This is a genomic window from Pseudomonas sp. TMP9 (assembly GCF_037943105.1).
Taxonomy (GTDB): Bacteria; Pseudomonadota; Gammaproteobacteria; order Pseudomonadales; family Pseudomonadaceae; genus Aquipseudomonas.
The window spans coordinates 3,281,197-3,298,325 of sequence record NZ_CP149803.1 but is presented as its reverse complement, the minus strand read 5'-3'; the positions used below and the strand labels follow the sequence as shown (position 1 = coordinate 3,298,325).

The window sequence follows — 17,129 nt, the reverse complement described above, 5'->3', positions numbered from 1 at the left end:
ATTTTAAAGCCTGTATTACTTCTGACAGTGTTGATTATTTCTGGTTGTGATGGGCGTGGTGATTTCTCAGACTTGCAAGCATTTATGGACGAGGTGCGCGCTCGCCCTAACGGGGAAATTGAACCACTGCCAAAATTCCAGCCCTACGAAAGTTTTGCGTACAGCGCTGCTGCGTTGAGAAGCCCGTTCCAGCCTCCAGTTAAGTTGGAGATGGCAGATAGGCAAAAAGGCTCTAAAGATGTGAAGCCTGACGAAGCGCGCACGAAACAATTCCTCGAAGGCTTCAATATTGAAACCTTTGTAATGGTTGGCACCTTGGCCAATGATGCTGGCGCTTTTGCTCTGGTTAGTGGTGCCGGTGGTGTGCATCGGGTCAGGGTTGGCGACTATCTTGGCCGTAATCATGGCCGGATACTTGCTATTGATGAGTCAAGAGTCGACGTAATGGAAATTGTTCCAGACGGCGAAGGTGGTTGGTTAGAGCGGCCGCGCAGTCTGTCCCTTAAGGAGCGCTCTTAACTAGAGCGGAGTAAATATGAAAAAAAATAACCAATCTGCTCAGCGAAATGTGGTCATGAACATATTGCCCTCTTTTTTAGGCCTTTCCCTTTTAGCGGCACTCGTCTCGCCATCCCTTATGGCTGCAGACCTGCAAACGCTTGATGTCTCTGCGTTACCGGGAGATCGGGTTGAGTTGAAGCTCACATTCGACGAACCTGTTCTTGCGCCTCGCGGTTATACAATCGAGCAGCCCGCGCGTATAGCCCTTGACCTACCGGGCGTGACCAACAAGTTGGGGGCCAAGACCAGAGAATTAGGTGTAGGCAATGCACGAAGCGTCACTGTTGTTGAAGCGAAAGACCGGACGCGTCTTATTGTGAACCTGACTAGCTTATCGCCTTACAACACGCGCTCGGAAGGCAATAGCATTTTTATAGTGGTGGGTGAGGGCGGTGGTAATGCAGTCGCCAGTAACTCGCTGGCACCTGCTCCAGTTGCTGTGGCGGCAAAAAAATATGTACCTCAAGCCAACGCGATAAGTAACATTGATTTTCAGCGTGGCGAGTTGGGTGAGGGTAATATTGTAATTACTCTATCTGATGCCTCGATTAGTCCTGACATACAAGATCAAGGCGGTAAAATCCGCTTGGATTTTGCAGGCACGCAATTACCTGAGTCGCTAAGGGTAAAGCTGGATGTTAAGGATTTTGCTACGCCTGTTCAGTTTGTCAGCGCGACAGGCACCGCTAGCAAAGCCAGCATCCTTATCGAGCCTACCGGCGTCTATGATTATTTGGCTTACCAGACCGATAACAAGCTTACTATTAGCGTTAAGCCGCTAACTCAAGACGAAGCGGAGCAGCGCAAGGCTGATAGCTTCTCCTACACCGGTGAAAAGTTATCTCTCAATTTCCAAGATATTGATGTTCGCTCTGTTTTGCAGTTAATTGCAGACTTTACTGATCTGAATCTGGTTGCCAGCGATACGGTTGCTGGGAACATCACGCTGCGCTTGCAAAACGTGCCATGGGATCAGGCTCTTGATCTTGTGCTTAAGACTAAAGGTTTGGATAAGCGGAAAGTCGGTAATGTGTTGCTGGTTGCGCCAGCTGATGAGATAGCTGCACGTGAGCGTCAAGAGCTTGAGTCTAAGAAGCAAGTTGCAGACCTTGCGCCTTTGCGCCGCGAGCTTATACAAGTTAATTACGCTAAAGCCTCCGACATGGCTCAGTTATTCCAGTCTGTGACCAGTGCCGATGGTGCTATAGCCGAGCGAGGCTCGGTAACTGTTGATGATCGTACCAACAGTATTATTGCCTACCAAACTCAAGAGCGACTTGATGAGCTGCGTCGTATTATTGCGCAGCTTGACGTAGCCGTGCGGCAGGTGATGATTGAAGCGCGAATAGTGGAAGCCAATGTTGATTATGATAAAGCGTTAGGCGTTAACTGGCGCGGTGCGGGGGTTGGCGATAATAATTTCGTAGTAGGCGGGAGTGGTGGGAATCGTCCTGGCGCACCCGGTTTCGGACAAAATCCCGGAACCCAGAACCCAACTACATCTCTAGGGTCTTTTGTTGACATGGGTGTTGAAGGTGCAAGCTCTGGAATAGGTATTGGTTTTATTACAGACAACACAATTCTTGATCTTGAGTTGTCAGCCATGGAGAAGACTGGAAACGGAGAAATTATCTCTCAGCCTAAAGTTGTTACGTCTGACAAAGAGACAGCCAAAATACTCAAGGGTTCTGAAATTCCCTACCAAGAGGCTAGTTCTAGCGGTGCCAGTACGACCTCATTCAAAGAGGCGGCTTTGTCCCTTGAGGTTACGCCTCAAATCACTCCAGATAACCGAATTATCATGGAAGTTAAGGTTACTAAGGATGCGCCTGACTTTGCGCGCGCACTCAACGGAGTGCCCCCAATCAACAAGAACGAAGTCAACGCTAAGGTTCTGGTGAGCGATGGTGAAACCATTGTGCTTGGTGGGGTCTTCTCTAATACACAAACCAAAGGCGTTGAAAAAGTTCCTTTCCTCGGTGACCTACCTTATCTAGGCCGCATGTTCCGTCGCGATATCGTTCAAGACAACAAGTCAGAGCTGCTAATTTTCTTGACCCCCCGCATCATGAATAATCAAGCAGTTGCGGTGAGTCGCTGATTCAGTGCAAAACTTGATTCTCGTTGGCCCGATGGGTGCTGGTAAAAGCACCATCGGGCGCTTGTTGGCTAAAGAGTTGCGGTTACCGTTCAAAGACTCTGATAAAGAGATCGAACAGCGTACGGGTGCGGATATTCCTTGGATCTTTGATGTTGAAGGTGAGCAGGGTTTTCGTGAGCGTGAGCAGGCTGTCATCGAAGAACTTTGTGATGTCAACGGTATGGTCTTGGCCACGGGTGGCGGTGCGGTAATGCGCAGCGAAAATCGCCTCGCGCTCCGTCGAGGCGGCCAGGTGGTCTATCTGCATGCCTCGGTTGAGCAGCAGGTAGACCGTACTTCGCGTGATCGTAATCGTCCTCTGTTGCGCTCGGCAGATCCAGCTAAGGTATTGGCCGAGTTGTTTGCAGTTCGTGATCCGCTCTACCGTGAAATTGCTGATGTGGTCATTGAAACGGATGAGCGCCCCCCGCGCTTGGTTGTGCAAGAGATCCTTGAGCGTCTAGAAGCGCTTTCTCCCCGTTAAAGCGCAGGCCGAACTGCGTTATCCTAGCTCCCTTTGCAACTTGGGGGCTTTATGCAGACTCTTCATGTCGATCTTGGTGAACGCAGTTACCCGATTTACATCGGTGCTGAGCTGTTGCATCGTGCTGATTTGCTGGCTGCGCATATCGGCGGCCGGCAGGTCGCTATCGTCACCAATGAGACAGTCGCCCCTTTATATTTAGCCGCGCTTGAGCGGTCACTCGCCGGCCACGTCGTCACGTCTGTGGTTTTGCCTGATGGCGAGCGTTACAAAACGTGGGAAACGCTACAACTGGTTTTCGACGGGTTACTTGGTGCGCGGCATGATCGTGGTACCACGGTGATTGCCTTAGGCGGCGGTGTTATCGGTGATATGGCCGGGTTTGCAGCATCCTGCTACCAGCGTGGCGTGAACTTTATCCAGGTGCCGACAACCCTGCTGTCGCAAGTCGACTCATCGGTGGGCGGTAAAACGGGTATTAATCATCCGCTGGGTAAGAATATGGTGGGGGCGTTCTACCAGCCTCAAGCGGTGCTGATTGACACCTCGACGCTGGCAACATTGCCCGCTCGCGAGCTGTCTGCAGGTTTGGCCGAGGTGATCAAGTACGGTTTGATTTGTGATGAACCATTTTTGTCTTGGCTTGAGGCGCATATGCCGACATTGCGTGCACTTGACCAAGAAGCCCTGACCGCTGCAATTGCTCACTCTTGTGCAGCCAAGGCGCGGGTTGTTGCGGCCGATGAGAGAGAGTCGGGGGTGCGTGCCACGCTCAATCTTGGACACACTTTTGGCCACGCTATCGAGACACATCAGGGTTACGGTGCCTGGCTGCATGGTGAGGCGGTTGCGGCTGGCACGGTCATGGCGCTGGATATGTCCGAACGTTTGGGTTGGATTACTCAGGCTGAGCGCGAGCGAGTCGTGCGGTTATTTATCGCCGCGGGCTTACCCGTTGTGCCTCCCGCAAATATGACGGCTGAGCATTTTATGGAACATATGGCGGTCGATAAAAAAGTGCTTGATGGCAAGTTGCGTCTGGTTCTGTTGCGCAGCTTGGGCGATGCGGTTGTAACCGGTGATTTCCCCCGAGAAATTTTGAACGCTACGCTGAACGCAGACTATGCGGCCCAGCTGGCTTTGCTTAAAAATTAATGAGTGTCCCATGACCAGTTTGCATGCTGACGAGGCGTTTCTCGATCACTACCAATTCACTCATGACCCCTTTGCCTCGCGGGTGCCAGGGTTCAAGTTCTTTCCAGCGCAGCGTAAGCCAGTGCTTGGGCAGTTGCACCACCTAGCCCGGTACAGTCAGCTGTTGTTGGTGGTCAGCGGCCCGGAAGGCAGTGGTAAAACGTTGCTGCGCCAGGCGTTAGTCGCAAGCACCAACAAGCAGGCCGTGCAGAGTGTGGTGGTCTCGGCAAAAGGTGCCTCCGACCCCGCCAGCATCTTGCGCCAGGTCTCGCAGGGCTTACAGGTGCAGCGGCCTGAGTTAGGGGCCATTCTGAGTCAGGTCGGACAGCTGGTACTGACCGGGCAGGAAGTCTATGTGCTGGTTGATGATGCAGAAGATCTTAGTGATGCCGCGCTGACCAGCTTGCTAAGCCTCGCAGTGGGCAATGCGGAAGGCCGTCCGCATGTATTTCTTTTTGCCGATTCACAACTATTGCCACGCCTTGAGCAGTTGGCCGCAGGCGATGAGTGCTTTCATGTCATCGAGTTGCAGCCTTATACCGAGGAAGAAACACGTGAATACCTGGTTCAGCGTCTTGAGGGCGCCGCGCAAGGGATTGAAGTCTTTAGCGATGATCAAGTCGCCGATATTTATGAGCAATCGGCAGGTTGGCCGGGTGTAATCAATAAGGTGGCACGTGAGTCGCTGGTTGAAGCAATGCTGGCGCAGCGCAGTGCGGTGAGTCGCGGCGGCTTGTCTTTCAGCTTGCCGCGCAAGCATTTGCTGGCGTTGTGCGTGGTTGCTGTGGGGGTTCTTGCTGCCTGGTTTATGCAGGGGCGGGAGATTGAGGATGTTAATGCGCCCGTGACTGCACAGTTGCCGCTTGGAGAGGGTGTGCCGCCTGCCGTGGTGGGTGAGTCTGCCGCGCCAGCGGTTGCACCTGCGATTCAATTTGAGGGAGCAAGCCAACCGTTACCCCTGCCGTTGGTGGGCGAAGCGCAGCCTGTTATTCGTGAGCCGCTGGCTCAAGCGGCAGGGTTGAGTGGCACGGAAGAGGCTGACGTTGCCAGCACCTCGGCAGCGGCGAATGCAGCGCCGCAAAGGACTCCAGCGCTGCCGCCGAGTGTGCCCGTAGCGCCGGCTGTACCTGTGGTGGCTGCACCAAGCCAGCCCTTGGCCCAAGTTGCCCCAGCGGCCAAGCCGGTTGCCCCGGTCCCAGCAGCCGTTACGCCGCCCCCCAAGCCGACAGCTGCAACGCCTACTGCGCCCGTTAAAGCGGTTGCGTCGGGTGGTTGGTATGCGACCCAGGCGGGTTCGCGTTTCACTTTGCAAATACTGGGGGCAAGCCAGGAGGCTGCGGCCCAGGCGTATGTAAAAACCCACGGTGCGGATTACCACTATTTCAAAAAGCAACACCAAGGTAAGCCGCTGTATGTGGTTACCTACGGCAGCTTCACCAGTCGCGACGCAGCGCAGGCGGCATTGCGTTCGTTACCCGCCAAGGTTCAGGCGAATAAGCCGTGGCCGCGTAATTTCGCGGGGATTCAGCAAGAGATTGCACGGGCGCGCTGACAGGGATAATGACTGGTGGGTCTGGCTCACGACCTTCCAGTTTTATCCTTCACTTTAGCGACATAAGCTTTCACTTTTACGTCATTGTGGTTTGTGGCGATCTGGGCTGGTATGTACAATGTCTGCCCTTTCGCCTGCACAAAGCCGGGGCATAGCCCTGCGCGATCGGTAAGTTATTGAATTAGAAAGTAATTGCCTTGAAAAAGGCCGTCTGGTGAGGGTTCATATGAAAGCAGGTTTGTACCGTCCTGATGAGTTCAAGGATAACTGCGGCTTCGGCCTTATCGCCCACATGCAGGGTGAAGCTAGCCATCACCTGCTGCAGACCGCGATAGAAGCCCTGACATGCATGACCCACCGTGGCGGGATTAACGCCGACGGCAAGACCGGCGACGGTTGTGGTCTGCTGATTCAGAAGCCCGACGCATTTCTGCGGGCCATGGCGCAACAGCATTTTGCTGTTGAGCTGCCCAAGCAGTATGCCGTGGGAATGGTCTTCCTCAACCAAGATCCGGTGAAAGCAGAAGCCGCTCGCGAGAACATGAATCGCGAGATTCTGGCCGCTGGCCTGTCCCTGGTTGGCTGGCGCAAAGTCCCCATCGACACCAGTGTGCTCGGGCGCCTAGCCCTTGAGCGCCTGCCGCAAATTGAGCAGGTGTTCATTGGCGGTGAAGGCCTGTCTGATCGTGAATTCGCGATCAAGCTGTTCAGTGCGCGTCGCCGTTCGTCTGTGGCTAACGCGGCAGACAGCGACCACTACATCTGTAGCTTTTCGCACAAGACCATCATCTACAAAGGCCTGATGATGCCGGCCGATCTGCAGCAGTTCTACCCAGATCTGGGTGACGAGCGCTTGCAGACTGCCATTTGCGTATTCCACCAGCGCTTTTCCACCAATACTTTGCCGAAGTGGCCGCTGGCGCAGCCGTTCCGCTTTCTCGCGCACAACGGTGAAATCAACACCATCACCGGTAACCGTAACTGGGCGCAGGCCCGTCGCCTGAAGTTCGCTAACGATCAGATTTTTGATCTGGATGAGCTCGGCCCGCTGGTCAATCGCGTGGGCTCCGACTCATCCAGCATGGATAACATGCTCGAGCTGATGGTCACCGGTGGCATCGACCTGTTCCGTGGCGTGCGCATGCTCATTCCGCCAGCCTGGCAGAACGTTGAGACCATGGACGCCGACCTGCGCGCGTTCTACGAATACAACTCCATGCACATGGAGCCTTGGGATGGTCCGGCTGGCGTGGTGTTGACCGACGGTCGTCACGCCGTCTGCCTGCTCGACCGCAATGGGCTGCGACCAGCGCGTTGGGTAACCACTAAGAATGGTTACATCACCCTCGCCTCAGAAATTGGCGTATGGAATTATCAGCCTGAAGATGTGCTGGCTAAGGGCCGCGTCGGCCCCGGGCAGATCTTGGCAGTCGACACCGAAACCGGGCAGATCCTCGGCAGTGATGACATTGATAACCGGCTGAAGTCGCGTCATCCCTACAAGCAATGGATGCGCAAGAGCGCCACGCGTATTCAGGCCACCATGGAAGATAACGACCACGGTTCGGCGTTCTACGACCAGGCTCAGCTCAAGCAGTACATGAAGATGTACCAGGTCACCTTCGAGGAGCGTGATCAAGTGTTGCGTCCGTTGGGCGAGCAGGGCCAGGAAGCCGTCGGCTCCATGGGCGATGACACGCCGATGGCCGTGCTTAGCCAGCGCGTGCGCTCACCCTACGACTACTTCCGTCAGCAGTTCGCCCAGGTCACTAACCCGCCGATCGACCCGCTGCGTGAAGCCATCGTCATGTCGCTGGAGATTTGCCTCGGTGCCGAGCGCAATATCTTCGAAGAATCGCCCGAGCATGCTGCGCGAGTGATTCTCAGCAGTCCGGTGATCTCACCGGCCAAGTGGCGCGCATTGATGAGCCTGGATCGCCCAGGTTTTGAACGTCATTTTATCGACATGAACTATGACGAATCGCTGGGGCTTGAAGCGGCCGTTCGTAACATGGCCGACCAGGCTGAAGAAGCGGTGCGCGCCGGTAAGGTGTTGTTGGTCTTGTCTGACCGTGAGATCGCACCGGGCAAACTGCCTGCGCACGCTTCGTTGGTGACCGGTGCAATCCATCACCGCTTGACCGAGAAAGGCCTGCGTTGCGACTGTAATATTCTGGTCGAGACTGCCACCGCTCGCGATCCGCACCATTACGCCGTGCTGCTCGGCTTCGGCGCATCGGCGGTCTATCCGTTCTTGGCCTACGAAGTGCTGGGTGACCTCATTCGCACCGGCGAAGTGCTGGGCGACTTGTATGAAGTCTTCAAGTACTACCGCAAAGGCATCTCCAAAGGCCTGTTGAAGATCCTGTCGAAGATGGGTATCTCCACCGTCGCGTCTTATCGGGGTGCGCAGTTATTTGAAGCCGTTGGTCTGGCCGATGATGTGACTGAATTGTGCTTCCGGGGTGTGGCCAGCCGCATCAAGGGCGCGCGTTTCGTCGATATTGAAGCGGAGCAGAAGTTGCTGGCAGTTGAGGCGTGGAACGCTCGCAAGCCAATCCAACAGGGTGGCTTGCTCAAGTTCGTCTACGGCGGTGAGTACCACGCCTACAACCCGGATGTAGTGAGTACCCTGCAGGCGGCTGTGCAGCAAGGCAGCTACGAGAAATTTAAGGATTACACCACGCTGGTTGATACCCGCCCGGTATCGATGCTGCGTGACTTGTTGCAGTTGAAACTGGCTGATCAGCCTTTGCCTCTGGATCAGATTGAGCCGCTGCAGTCGATTCTCAAGCGCTTCGACTCTGCCGGTATTTCTCTCGGCGCGTTGTCCCCGGAAGCCCACGAGGCGATTGCCGAAGCAATGAATCGCTTGGGCGCGCGCTCCAACTCCGGTGAAGGGGGTGAAGACCCTGCCCGCTACGGCACCGTGCGCAGCTCGAAGATCAAACAGGTGGCCACTGGCCGATTTGGTGTGACCCCGGAATATCTGGTTAACGCTGAAGTGCTGCAGATCAAAGTCGCTCAGGGCGCCAAGCCCGGTGAGGGTGGTCAGTTGCCGGGTGGCAAGGTCAACGGCCTGATCGCCAAGCTGCGTTATGCCGTGCCCGGCGTGACCCTGATTTCGCCGCCGCCGCACCATGACATCTACTCCATCGAGGATTTGGCGCAGCTGATCTATGACCTTAAGCAGGTCAATCCGCAAGCACTGGTGTCGGTCAAGCTGGTGGCGGAAGCCGGCGTTGGCACCATCGCGGCCGGTGTGGCCAAGGCCTATGCAGACCTGATCACCATCTCCGGTTACGACGGTGGCACCGGTGCTTCGCCACTGACGTCGATCAAATACGCCGGTGCCCCGTGGGAGCTTGGTCTGGCCGAGACTCACCAAACCCTGCGCGGTAACGACCTGCGCGGTAAGGTGCGGGTGCAGACTGACGGCGGCTTAAAAACCGGCCTCGATGTGATTAAAGCGGCGATTCTCGGCGCCGAGAGCTTCGGCTTCGGCACCGCGCCAATGATCGCCTTGGGCTGTAAGTACCTGCGCATCTGCCATCTGAATAACTGCGCCACCGGCGTCGCTACGCAGAATGACAAGCTGCGCAAGGATCACTTTATCGGCACTGTCGAAATGGTGATGAACTTCTTCACCTACGTCGCTGAGGAAACCCGCGAGTGGCTGGCCAAGCTGGGCGTGCGCAGCCTTGAAGAGCTGATTGGTCGCACCGACCTGCTCGACATACTGCCGGGTGAGACCGACAAGCAAGGCCATCTGGACCTGACGCCGCTGCTCGGCAGCGATCACATTCCAGCCGACAAGCCGCAGTTTTGCCAGGTTGAGCGCAACCCGCCATTCGACCAAGGCCTGCTGGCCGAGAAAATGGTTGAAATGGCCAAGCCGGCGATTGATGCGGCCAGCGGCAATGAGTTCGCGCTGGATATCTGCAACTGCGACCGTTCAATTGGTGCTCGTGTTTCCGGCGAAATCGCTCGCGTGCACGGTAACCAAGGCATGGCCAAGGCACCCATTACCTTCCGTTTCAAAGGCACGGCTGGCCAGAGCTTCGGTGTATGGAACGCCGGCGGCCTGAACCTCTACCTAGAAGGCGATGCCAACGATTACGTCGGCAAGGGCATGACTGGCGGCAAGCTGGTGATTACCCCGCCTAAAGGTAGCCCGTTCAAGACCCAGGACAGCGCCATCATCGGTAACACCTGCCTGTACGGCGCCACAGGCGGCAAGTTGTTTGCCGCCGGCACCGCCGGTGAGCGGTTTGCCGTGCGCAACTCCGGCGCGCACACCGTCGTTGAAGGCACCGGTGACCATTGCTGCGAATACATGACCGGCGGCTTTGTCTGCGTGCTAGGCAAAACCGGTTACAACTTCGGTTCGGGTATGACCGGCGGTTTCGCCTACGTGCTTGACCTGGACAACAGCTTTTATGATCGCGTAAACCACGAGCTGGTGGAAATTCAGCGGATTAACAATGAGTCGATGGAGGCTTATCGCACTCACCTGGAGCGCGTGCTTGCTGAGTACGTCCAGGAAACATCGAGCGAGTGGGGCGCGAACCTGCTGGAAAATCTGGACGACTACCTGCGCAAGTTCTGGCTGGTCAAACCGAAGGCGGCAAGCCTGAAGTCGTTACTCTCCAGCACCCGTGCCGACCCGCAATAAGAATGCGCCTGAAGTGGTTTGATGAGGTATTGCAATGACTGAACGTCTGAATAACGACTTCCAGTTCATCGAAGTCGGGCGCAAAGACCCGAAGAAGAAGCTGTTGCGTCAGCGTAAGAAAGAGTTCGTCGAAATCTACGACAACTTTAAGCCTGCGCAAGCGGCTGACCAGGCGCATCGCTGCCTGGAGTGCGGCAACCCGTATTGCGAATGGAAGTGCCCGGTGCACAACTTCATTCCCAACTGGTTGAAGTTAGTGGCTGAGGGCAACATCCTCGCGGCCGCCGAATTGAGCCACCAGACCAACACCCTGCCGGAAGTCTGCGGCCGGGTGTGCCCACAAGACCGCTTATGTGAGGGGGCTTGCACCCTTAACGACGGCTTTGGCGCGGTGACCATCGGTTCGGTGGAGAAATACATCACCGACACGGCCTTCGCGATGGGCTGGCGTCCGGATATGTCCGGCGTGGTGCCGACGGGTAAGCGCGTGGCGGTGATCGGTTCCGGGCCCGCGGGCTTGGGCTGCGCCGACGTGCTGGTACGCAATGGCGTCACCCCGGTGGTATTCGATAAGAACCCGGAAATTGGCGGCCTGCTGACCTTCGGTATTCCCGAGTTCAAGCTGGAAAAGACCGTGCTGAGTCATCGCCGCGAAGTGTTTACCGGCATGGGCGTCGAGTTCCGCTTGAATACGGAGATCGGTAAAGACGTCACCATCGAACAGCTGCTGGCTGAGTACGATGCCGTGTTTATGGGCATGGGTACCTACACTTACATGAAAGGCGGCTTCCCGGGTGAAGACCTGCCGGGGGTGACGGATGCGTTGGATTTCTTGATCGCCAACGTCAACCGCAACCTTGGTTTTGAAAAAGCCCCGGAAGACTTTATCGACATGAAGGGTAAGCGCATTGTCGTTCTTGGCGGTGGTGACACGGCCATGGACTGCAACCGCACCTCGATCCGTCAGGGCGCCAAGAGCGTCACCTGCGCTTATCGCCGCGACGAAGAAAACATGCCGGGCTCACGCAAAGAAGTGAAGAACGCCAAGGAAGAAGGGGTGAAATTCCTCTTTAACCGCCAGCCCATTGCCATCGTCGGTGAAGGTAAGGTTGAGGGCGTCAAAGTGGTCGAGACCCGTTTGGGTGAGCCTGATGCTCGTGGCCGTCGCAGCCCTGAGCCGATTCCGGGTTCAGAGGAAATCATCCCGGCGGAAGCCGTGCTGATTGCCTTCGGCTTCCGTCCAAGCCCGGCGGCGTGGTTCACTGACTTCACCATCAATACCGATAGTCAGGGCCGTGTAGTGGCGCCAGAACAGAGCCAATTCAAACACCAGACCAGCAACCCGAAGATTTTCGCCGGTGGCGACATGGTCCGTGGTTCTGACTTGGTGGTGACGGCCATCTTCGAGGGGCGTAACGCCGCCGAAGGTATCCTCGACTACCTCGGCGTCTAAGCTATTGCGGGCGTCGCGCGCCATGCTGCGTTGCCCCTTGTGACCCACATGGATGTTGGGAATGCAGTTGGCCCGCAGGAGCGGGCGTCGCACTGACCTTCGCTCCTAACGCTTAGCGCTAATAGTTGGCCCGAGGCAAATCGTCGCAATAAACAAAAGGCACGGCACTCGCCGTGCCTTTTGTTATGCGCTTTGCGACAATGGCTAACTTCTTCGCCTATGGGCGGTGGACTCCCCCCATTGTGCGGTCGGTTCATCGTGCAAGGTGCCCCTACTTTTTGTCGGATGCAGCCATGACCGTCTTGAAGAACGACCGTTTCCTTCGCGCCCTGCTCAAGCAACCTGTCGATGTCACGCCGGTATGGATGATGCGCCAGGCCGGTCGTTACCTGCCGGAATACCGCGCCACTCGTGCCAAGGCCGGTAACTTCGTCAAATTGATGAAGAATCCTGAGCTCGCCTGCGAGGTCACCTTGCAGCCGTTAGATCGCTACCCGCAACTGGATGCGGCGATTCTGTTCTCCGACATTCTGACCATCCCTGATGCCATGGGCCAAGGGCTGTACTTCGAAACCGGCGAAGGCCCGCGTTTTAGCAAAGTGATTAACAGCATGGCTGATATCGAGGCCCTGCCGATCCCTGATCCAGAGCAGGACCTGGGTTATGTGATGGAGGCGGTGCGTACTATTCGCCGCGAGCTAAATGGCCGTGTGCCGCTGATCGGCTTCTCCGGCAGCCCATGGACCTTGGCCACCTACATGGTCGAAGGCGGCTCGTCGAAGGACTTCCGCAAGTCCAAGGCCATGCTCTACGACAACCCGCAAGCTATGCACGCCTTGCTCGATAAACTGGCGCAGTCAGTCACCGCCTACCTCAACGGGCAGATCAAAGCTGGCGCGCAAGCGGTGCAGATTTTCGACTCCTGGGGCGGCTCGCTGTCGGCGGCGGCTTACCAGGAGTTCTCTTTGGCCTATATGCAGAAGATTGTCGACGGCTTGATTCGTGAGAACGATGGCCGCCGTGTACCGGTAATTTTGTTTACCAAAGGTGGCGGTCTTTGGCTGGAGTCTATGGCCGCGACCGGCGCCGAGGCTTTGGGCTTGGACTGGACGTGCGATATCGGCAGCGCTCGTGCCCGTGTTGGCGACAAGGTCGCGCTACAAGGCAACATGGACCCGAGTGTGCTCTATGCCAACCCTGCAGCAATCCGCGCTGAAGTCGGACGCATCCTTGCCTCTTACGGCCATGGCAGCGGTCAGGTGTTCAACCTCGGCCACGGCATCACTCCGGAAGTAAACCCCGCCAATGCTGGCGCGTTTTTCGAGGCGGTGCATGAGTTGTCGGCGCAGTATCACTGCTGAGTAGGTGGTTGGCGTAAAGCTGCGGTTTACCTGCGACCGGCAGAGCATAAGCCTTACGCCCGCCATACGCTTTGCCTAGAATCCAAGCATTAATGACTCAGGGAGGTGTTTTATGCGGCGCGTTATTTTTAATCAGAAGGGCGGGGTGGGTAAGTCCAGTATTGCCTGCAACCTGGCCGCCGTCAGCGCGTCGCAGGGTTATCGCACGCTGTTGATTGACCTTGATGCTCAGGCTAATTCGACCCATTACCTCACCGGCCTGACGGGCGATGACATCCCAATGGGCATTGCTGAGTTTTTCAAGAACACGCTGTCGTCTGCGCCCTTTGGCAAGAAAGGCAGTGTGGATATTTATGAAACGCCGTTTGAAAACCTGCATGTGGTCACCGCCACTGCCGAGTTGGCTGACTTGCAGCCCAAGCTTGAACAAAAGCACAAGATCAACAAGCTGCGAAAACTGCTCGAAGACCTCAGTGAGGACTACGAGCGGATTTACCTTGATACTCCGCCTGCCCTGAATTTCTATACGGTTTCTGCGTTGATCGCGGCGGACCGTGTGCTCATTCCTTTCGACTGCGACAGTTTCTCGCGCCAAGCCTTGTATGGGCTGTTAAGGGAAATCGAGGAACTAAAGGAAGACCATAACGAAGGCCTTGAAGTTGAAGGCATTGTGGTCAACCAATTCCAGCCGCGCGCTACGCTACCGCAGCAGTTGCTTGATGAGTTGGTCGCTGAGGGCCTGCCGGTATTACCGGTCAATTTGATGAGTTCAGTGAAAATGCGCGAGTCGCATCAAGCATGCATGCCGCTGATCTACTTGGATCGCAGCCACAAACTGACCCAGCAGTTTATCGAATTGCATGATTTGCTAAACGCTGCACCGTAACGACTCCCTGTATTAAAGCCCCGGCGGGGTAGGTGGTTTAGGGAGCGTAAATCCATTTGGTAAGTATGTGACTCGGGTATAGCGCTGCACAATTTCTGCAAACGCGCCCTGCGCACGTAACTGTTCAACCGCTTGTTTAAGTCGGTCTAACGTTTGCGTGTCGGCTGTTTTGCGTGAGTAGAATAGCCAGAAGTATTGTTCGCCCAATACCAGGGGCTGAGAGAGCTGAGCCTGAGACAGCTTCATCTCTTCGGCTACGTTGTAAATACCAAGGTCAGAGCCAATAAGGCCGTCCAAGCGACCACTCAGCACCATTGATAACCCTTGGGCATAATTGTTAATGGGGTATTTGCCGATGGCGTTGTCTGCGGCGAACTTGTCGTTGAAACGGCCACCGCGCATAACCCCTATAAGCAAGCCATGCATATCTTTAAATGTGTTCAGTTGAGTGCCCGCAGCACCAACCACAATCACCCTCAGCGGGAATATGGGGGCCACTTTAAGAGCTGTTTCGCCGAGGTCATCGTTGTCGAAACGCAATACGAAGTCGGTGCGCCCATGTTTAAGCTCTATCACCGTGCGAGCATAGGGCGTCAGCGTATTACGTGATGTGTAACCCGCCTGAACTGCGATGCGGTTGCTGATCTCATACATGATGCCGCCCGGCCGGCCATCCCCAAGCGACATACCAAAGGGAGGTATGTCGATTGTCGAGATGTTCAGGGGTTTTGCCTGCGCGGTAGATACTGCGAATACACAGACAAAAAAACCGAGCAGCGTTAGCGCTCGGTTTAGATTGGTTTTGATCGGTGTATTCATGGCTATCACGCGAGAAAGCTTCAACTGATGAGCAGTATAGGAAGCTTACAAGCCCACGCAGTCATTCCTCACCGCACTACATAGATGTCGCAAGGTGCCTTGTGCAAGAAGTGTTGTGCGAGGCTGCCGAGCAGGGCTTGTGACAGGGCGCTGCGGCCATGGCTGCCGAGCACCAACAGCTCAGTATTGTGGCTTTTCAGGTGGGCTTGCAGGTTGCGCAAGATACCGCCCTGTTCTACCGAATGACTGAGACTTGGGCCTTTCTCCGGTAGGTTGAGTGCTTCATCTTCCAGTAATTGGTTGATCAGAGCTTTCTGCGTGGTCAATTGTTCTTCGACTTGTTTGGGTGTGCCCTTATCTGGCTCAAACACATGCAGGGCGTGCAGGTTTGCACCTTCTGGCAGCAGCCGGTAGGCCTGACCAAAGGCGCTGCAGGCACAGAGGGAGAAATCAATTGCCGCAAGAGCGCGTTCATACGGGCGCGAGTCATTGCGGGCGACCAAGAGCAGCGGCACTGGGCAGTTGCGCGCGATGTGGTCGAGGCTGGTGCCGGAAAAGAAGTCATGGCGTTGATGATGGCCGCCGAGCACCAGCAGGTCACAACCCAGCTCACTGAGTTGTTGCAACACGGTGTCAGAAGGCTTGCTGCCGTTACGGATTAACAACTGAGTGCCGACGGGTGCATATTTGCTGAGGCTGCGGTCCAGCGCTTGCTTGGTTTGGTCGTGTTCCTGGCTGCTTTTGTTCGGATCTAGCACGTGCAGCAGAGTCAGTTTCGCGTTGAACTGTTTAGCCAACTGCGCAGCGCGACAAAGCGCCATATCGGCAGTGTCGCGCAGGTCGTGGGCAATCAAGATATGGTTGGGCATGGTCGGCATTCTCCTGCCGATGCATGTCGGCACATTGTATTGTCACCCCGAGTCGTAGCTGGACTTTTGACCTAGGGCAAGGTCATGCGTCAGTGTCTACGCAATTGGTACAGGCCACGACTCTCGGCCACTACTTCACCACTCTCGTCGGTCAGCTGCAACTCTAAAACGTATTCGGCTTTACCTTCTTCTGTTGCCTGTTTTTGCAGGTGCTGGATTTGCTCATCAGTCAGACGGGCCTCAACGCAAATATCCCCCGTTGCTGGGCGACGAAAGCGTAGGTTCATCTCTTTGACGATGGGGTAGAAGCGCGCCGCATCAAAGCTGGCGAGAAACAGCGCGCCGCCGGGAATTTCCGCCAAGGTGAACAGTGCGCCGGCATACATGCTACCGATATGGTTTTGGTTGCCGGCCAGCGGCATGCGTAAGCGCACGTGGCCAGCCTCCAGCACTTCAGCCTTGAGGCCGCTACGTTTGACGAAAGCAATCTGCTCTTCAGTGAGTTGGCGCACCAGTTCAAGGGGCATCGACATGCTTGGCTCCACAGTTATTGTTGTGCAGCCAGCCTACGGTTTGTTCGATGGCAGGGTAATGACCGGGTTGTCAGCGCGTTGTTGACCAATTCGCTCAGCGCGCTGTTTCAGATGCCGTGCTGACGCAGCCAGCCGAGTAGTTGCGGCAATGGCAGTGCGCCACTCTGGCGGGCTATTTCCACGCCGCCTTTGAGCAGGATTAAGCTTGGGATCGAGCGGATGCCCATCTCGGTGGACAGTTGTGGGTTGGCCTCGCTGTCCAGCTTGGCCAGCCGGCAGTGACCCTGCAGCTGGCTGGCGGCTTGTTCAAAGATCGGTGCAAAGCTGCGACAAGGCCCGCACCAACTGGCCCAGACATCGATCAGCAAGGGTAAATCGCCCTTGTTCTGCGCCGCGAAGCTGGCCTGAGTCAGCTCAAAAGGCGTGCTGGGCAGCACCTCGGATTTGCAGCGGCCACAGCGCGGCGCATCGCTTAAGCGCTCAGCTGGAATGCGATTAAGGCCGTTGCAGTGTGGGCAGGGGATGAGCAGAGGGGATGGGGCGGACATGGGCGACTCCAGATTCGGGTTAATCCTTATCTGGAGTCGCCAGCGCAGATATCA

Annotated in this window: 13 protein-coding genes; 9 read left to right on the top strand and 4 right to left on the bottom strand. The window is 56.0% G+C overall.

Annotated features, from left to right (window positions below):
* The 9 genes from pilP (at position 1) to WF513_RS15475 (ending at position 14,306) form a co-directional block, all read left to right on the top strand.
* Positions 1-519 carry a type 4a pilus biogenesis lipoprotein PilP gene (gene pilP, locus WF513_RS15515; RefSeq protein ID WP_339083615.1) on the top strand — a complete coding sequence of 173 codons (519 nt, stop codon included), beginning with the start codon at positions 1-3 and terminating at the stop codon, positions 517-519.
* Between the two features lie 55 nt (positions 520-574).
* Positions 575-2,662 (top strand): type IV pilus secretin PilQ, encoded by a 2,088-nt coding sequence (gene pilQ, locus WF513_RS15510; RefSeq protein ID WP_339083613.1) that lies wholly within the window; start codon positions 575-577, stop codon positions 2,660-2,662.
* Positions 2,663-2,666: 4 nt separating this feature from the next.
* Positions 2,667-3,185 carry a shikimate kinase AroK gene (gene aroK / locus WF513_RS15505; RefSeq protein WP_339080303.1) on the top strand — a complete coding sequence of 173 codons (519 nt, stop codon included), beginning with the start codon at positions 2,667-2,669 and terminating at the stop codon, positions 3,183-3,185.
* A 51-nt stretch (positions 3,186-3,236) separates the two neighbouring features.
* Positions 3,237-4,340 carry a 3-dehydroquinate synthase gene (gene aroB / locus WF513_RS15500; RefSeq protein ID WP_339080302.1) on the top strand — a complete coding sequence of 368 codons (1,104 nt, stop codon included), beginning with the start codon at positions 3,237-3,239 and terminating at the stop codon, positions 4,338-4,340.
* A 10-nt stretch (positions 4,341-4,350) separates the two neighbouring features.
* Complete coding sequence (locus WF513_RS15495) at positions 4,351-5,931, top strand: AAA family ATPase (protein ID WP_339080301.1); 1,581 nt, start codon at positions 4,351-4,353, stop codon at positions 5,929-5,931.
* Between the two features lie 226 nt (positions 5,932-6,157).
* Complete coding sequence (gene gltB / locus WF513_RS15490; protein ID WP_339080300.1) at positions 6,158-10,606, top strand: glutamate synthase large subunit; 4,449 nt, start codon at positions 6,158-6,160, stop codon at positions 10,604-10,606.
* Positions 10,607-10,640: 34 nt separating this feature from the next.
* Entirely contained in the window at positions 10,641-12,059 is a 1,419-nt protein-coding gene (locus WF513_RS15485) for an FAD-dependent oxidoreductase (protein ID WP_339080299.1), read from the top strand.
* A 293-nt stretch (positions 12,060-12,352) separates the two neighbouring features.
* Complete coding sequence (gene hemE, locus WF513_RS15480) at positions 12,353-13,420, top strand: uroporphyrinogen decarboxylase (protein WP_339080298.1); 1,068 nt, start codon at positions 12,353-12,355, stop codon at positions 13,418-13,420.
* Positions 13,421-13,532: 112 nt separating this feature from the next.
* Positions 13,533-14,306 (top strand): ParA family protein, encoded by a 774-nt coding sequence (locus tag WF513_RS15475; RefSeq protein WP_339080297.1) that lies wholly within the window; start codon positions 13,533-13,535, stop codon positions 14,304-14,306.
* A gap of 12 nt (positions 14,307-14,318) precedes the next feature.
* On the opposite strand, the gene WF513_RS15470 is transcribed toward WF513_RS15475, so the two are convergent.
* From WF513_RS15470 to trxC, 4 genes are all read right to left on the bottom strand, one after another.
* Positions 14,319-15,125, bottom strand: a complete 807-nt coding sequence (locus WF513_RS15470; RefSeq protein ID WP_339080296.1) for a transporter substrate-binding domain-containing protein — start codon at positions 15,123-15,125, stop codon at positions 14,319-14,321.
* A gap of 68 nt (positions 15,126-15,193) precedes the next feature.
* Positions 15,194-15,994 carry a universal stress protein gene (locus WF513_RS15465; protein ID WP_339080295.1) on the bottom strand — a complete coding sequence of 267 codons (801 nt, stop codon included), beginning with the start codon at positions 15,992-15,994 and terminating at the stop codon, positions 15,194-15,196.
* Positions 15,995-16,083: 89 nt separating this feature from the next.
* The gene (locus WF513_RS15460; RefSeq protein WP_339080294.1) at positions 16,084-16,527 is read right to left on the bottom strand and encodes a YiiD C-terminal domain-containing protein; all 444 of its coding nucleotides are present in this window, start codon (positions 16,525-16,527) and stop codon (positions 16,084-16,086) included.
* Between the two features lie 107 nt (positions 16,528-16,634).
* Positions 16,635-17,075, bottom strand: a complete 441-nt coding sequence (gene trxC / locus WF513_RS15455) for a thioredoxin TrxC (protein ID WP_339080293.1) — start codon at positions 17,073-17,075, stop codon at positions 16,635-16,637.
* Positions 17,076-17,129 lie beyond the last annotated feature (54 nt).

What these genes read in the sequence shown, in the direction of transcription:
- pilQ (WP_339083613.1), top strand. Translation starts at nt 575, where the DNA reads ATGAACATATTGCCCTCTTTTTTAGGCCTTTCCCTTTTAGCGGCACTC.
- aroB (WP_339080302.1), top strand. Translation starts at nt 3,237, where the DNA reads ATGCAGACTCTTCATGTCGATCTTGGTGAACGCAGTTACCCGATTTAC.
- WF513_RS15495 (WP_339080301.1), top strand. Translation starts at nt 4,351, where the DNA reads ATGACCAGTTTGCATGCTGACGAGGCGTTTCTCGATCACTACCAATTC.
- gltB (WP_339080300.1), top strand. Translation starts at nt 6,158, where the DNA reads ATGAAAGCAGGTTTGTACCGTCCTGATGAGTTCAAGGATAACTGCGGC.
- WF513_RS15485 (WP_339080299.1), top strand. Translation starts at nt 10,641, where the DNA reads ATGACTGAACGTCTGAATAACGACTTCCAGTTCATCGAAGTCGGGCGC.
- hemE (WP_339080298.1), top strand. Translation starts at nt 12,353, where the DNA reads ATGACCGTCTTGAAGAACGACCGTTTCCTTCGCGCCCTGCTCAAGCAA.
- WF513_RS15475 (WP_339080297.1), top strand. Translation starts at nt 13,533, where the DNA reads ATGCGGCGCGTTATTTTTAATCAGAAGGGCGGGGTGGGTAAGTCCAGT.
- WF513_RS15470 (WP_339080296.1), bottom strand. Translation starts at nt 15,125, where the DNA reads ATGAATACACCGATCAAAACCAATCTAAACCGAGCGCTAACGCTGCTC.
- WF513_RS15465 (WP_339080295.1), bottom strand. Translation starts at nt 15,994, where the DNA reads ATGCCCAACCATATCTTGATTGCCCACGACCTGCGCGACACTGCCGAT.
- WF513_RS15460 (WP_339080294.1), bottom strand. Translation starts at nt 16,527, where the DNA reads ATGTCGATGCCCCTTGAACTGGTGCGCCAACTCACTGAAGAGCAGATT.
- trxC (WP_339080293.1), bottom strand. Translation starts at nt 17,075, where the DNA reads ATGTCCGCCCCATCCCCTCTGCTCATCCCCTGCCCACACTGCAACGGC.